Origin of the sequence: Nostoc sp. (genome assembly GCF_035638895.1) — a bacterium.
In the GTDB taxonomy this organism is placed as follows: Bacteria; Cyanobacteriota; Cyanobacteriia; order Cyanobacteriales; family Nostocaceae; genus Nostoc.
This window is the reverse complement of record NZ_DASQZC010000389.1, coordinates 1-2,275: the sequence shown is the minus strand read 5'-3', so window position 1 is coordinate 2,275 and position 2,275 is coordinate 1. Positions and strand designations below refer to the sequence as shown.

Here is a 2,275-nt window from a genome sequence, read left to right as displayed (position 1 = left end):
TAACGAGGGTAAGTAAGGCTTAACTTGTTGATATTCTCCAACATCGTCTAAGACTAGCAACACATTACCTTCGCGCCAAAGCCGAAAGCAGTATTGCACTTGTGTGAGGACATCCAAATCTTCTGGTGGGTTTAAATCAAGGTGAGTTCTGGCAAACTGCACAATTTGAATGCCTACATCTTCAGCCTTTGCCAGCAACCAGCAAATTCCACCCTTGTAAGTTTCACGGTGAGCCTTTGCATATTGTAAGGCCAGTTCTGTTTTACCCAGTCCACCCATGCCTGCGATCGCCGCAATTGCCACCTGATTATTTTGCTGCAACATCTGATGAAGGGTTTGCAGTTCGTCATCACGTCCAACAAACTTCACCACCCCACTTAGAGGAAGATTTTGCGGTATTTCATTAGAGAGATTTGACTTTACCTGTTTCTCTTCAGGCGAGTACAGTCAGAATTGAACAGGGCCAGTGAAAGTACTTCCCTGAATGACGGTTCTAATAGAGTCAGCTAACTTTGTAGAATTAATGACGGTTGCTGGTTGCGAGTTTAGCTCATTTGCTAACGCCTGGACTTTCGGCGCTACTTGGGGATCAGCATTTGCGGCTGCTTCCACTTCTCGCACAGATTGAGCGATTTCGGTATCTGCATCTGCTGCTGCTTTTAACTCCAGCACTGCTTTACCATAATCTAATGGCTGCTGTGTCGCATTGGCTAGCAAGGGCAACTTATTTTTATTATGTAGCTGTTCGATTAACTCACGACTTTTATCTAATGCAGCTTCGCCAAGCTTTTCGCCAGTTTTTTCTAGAGCTTTAGTTAAAACTATAGTAGCGATCGCAGTTGCAACTGCTGTTAATGTTACAGGCTCCATATTTTACCCATTAACTACGAAATAACACTGTGAGATATTCTACTTTAGTGCATCTCATCTGATAAGAGATAATACAAAATTATTAAGATTTATCTAGGAAGGCGGGTTTTATTGCGTTTTTCTCTTGAGTAAAATCTCACAAATACATTTGTTAAAGTCATACTATATTTATTAACGCTAAAGTCATAGTATAACTACTAAAATCACAACCAAAATGCAAGCTGATAAATACCCTTTTACTCAAGAACTGATTACTGATATGGAAGGTAATATCCGCAAAGTAGTCATAGATTTTGATGACTATCTACGCTTGCTAGAAGCTATTGAAGATGAAGGACTTATCTTAGCAATGAAGGCAGTAAAACATGAAATACCTCTGAATATTGATGAAGCATTAGCACAACTAGAACAAGAGTGATTACGCAATATCTACCCAGCTTTATCAAGGATCTCAAGGCTCTGAAAAGTACACCTTACTATGAGACTATTAGAACCCTTGCTTTTGAAGACATACCAGAAATATTAACCTTTGAAGAAATTACTAACCTCAAAAAACTTCAGGGTTATGAAAATGCTTATCGCATCCGCGTTGGTGATTATCGTATTGGAATTATTTTTGATGGAGAAACAGTCTTATTTCAGCGAGTACTACACCGGAAAGATATTTATCGTTATTTTCCCAAATAAAACTATTTTCAATGATTTTGCGAATAGAAAGATGCTTTGCAGTTTACCACAGGGTAGTCTACCTACGCAGACTAATAAAAATTAAAGTTTTAAAACCTGCAAAAGCTAGTTTTGCCTGTGTGGAAGATGAACTGAAATTTCTAATCGCCACTTTCTTAATTACGAATTACAAATTACGAACTACGAATTAATAATGCAATTTGATACCCAACTGCTACCTCGAATTAATGCCACAGCCAAGAGAGAAAATGGTAAACAATATTATGTAGATGCCAACGGAAATCGCTTTCCCAGCGTGACTACAATACTTAATGCCACCAAATCACAAGCAGATAGAGACAGATTATTAAACTGGAAAACGCGTGTTGGTACAGAAGAAGCTACCCGCATTACTACAACTGCTAGCCGTCGGGGAACCCAAACACACAAACAAATTGAGCGCTACCTTCTTGGACAAAACCCTGTTTGTCCCGAAGCGAGTCGCCCTTATTGGGAGAGTATCCAGCCAGTTTTACAACAAATCGACACAGTTAGACTCGTGGAAGGCTCAGTTTTTCATCATGATTTGAGTTATTCGGGCAAAGTTGATTGTATTGCCAGCTATCAAGGTATTCCCTGTATTTGCGAGTGGAAAACAGCAGACAAACCCAAAGGTTCAATTGAGCATTTATATGAACATCCACTGCAACTTACAGCATATATAGGAGCAGCTAACGAA

The 2,275-nt window shown here is 39.5% G+C and carries 5 protein-coding genes; 3 read left to right on the top strand and 2 right to left on the bottom strand.

Annotated elements, in window-relative coordinates; genetic code table 11:
- A partial coding sequence (locus VE944_RS19255) for an NB-ARC domain-containing protein (RefSeq protein WP_324980371.1) occupies window positions 1-372 on the bottom strand: 372 nt, incomplete at its 3' end.
- Window positions 373-447: 75 nt separating this feature from the next.
- Window positions 448-870 carry a hypothetical protein gene (locus VE944_RS19250; protein WP_324980368.1) on the bottom strand — a complete coding sequence of 141 codons (423 nt, stop codon included), beginning with the start codon at window positions 868-870 and terminating at the stop codon, window positions 448-450.
- A 214-nt stretch (window positions 871-1,084) separates the two neighbouring features.
- On the opposite strand from VE944_RS19250, the gene VE944_RS19245 reads away from it, so the two are divergent.
- The 3 genes from VE944_RS19245 to VE944_RS19235 all read left to right on the top strand — a co-directional run.
- Window positions 1,085-1,288, top strand: coding sequence for a hypothetical protein (locus VE944_RS19245; protein ID WP_324980365.1), 204 nt, complete (start codon window positions 1,085-1,087; stop codon window positions 1,286-1,288).
- Window positions 1,285-1,557, top strand: a complete 273-nt coding sequence (locus VE944_RS19240; RefSeq protein ID WP_324980362.1) for a type II toxin-antitoxin system RelE family toxin — start codon at window positions 1,285-1,287, stop codon at window positions 1,555-1,557. Before VE944_RS19245 ends, VE944_RS19240 begins: the two co-directional genes overlap by 4 nt.
- A 193-nt stretch (window positions 1,558-1,750) precedes the next feature.
- Window positions 1,751-2,275 (top strand): PD-(D/E)XK nuclease family protein (locus VE944_RS19235; RefSeq protein WP_324980359.1); only part of this gene is annotated, 525 nt, incomplete at its 3' end.